The 249-nt window shown below is 34.9% G+C and carries 1 protein-coding gene; it reads right to left on the bottom strand.

Going from position 1 to position 249, the window contains the following annotated elements:
• Positions 1 to 249: carboxymuconolactone decarboxylase family protein (locus tag SB660_RS22565; protein WP_410584723.1), on the bottom strand; the 249-nt coding region annotated here is incomplete at both ends.

Here is a 249-nt window from a genome sequence, read left to right as displayed (position 1 = left end):
ACAGATCATCTGAAACTCTTTTAGTAGGAATTAAAGTTATATGCTCAGATAATTCTAGAGCAACTTTCTCTTCAAGTGTATAAAAAGTACATTCATTCCAAGCATTTAAACAATAAATACGCTGTTCGGTTTCACCCATCTTCCGAGCATCGGATGTATGCATGTCTATGCAGAACGCACACCCATTAATTTGAGAGACTCTAATCTTGATAAGTTCCCTAGTTGCTCGATTAATTGTAGATTTTTTAG

Source organism: Bacillus sp. SIMBA_005, assembly GCF_046535585.1.
Classification (GTDB): Bacteria; Bacillota; Bacilli; order Bacillales; family Bacillaceae; genus Bacillus; species Bacillus pumilus.
This window is presented reverse-complemented; position numbering and strand designations above follow the sequence as displayed.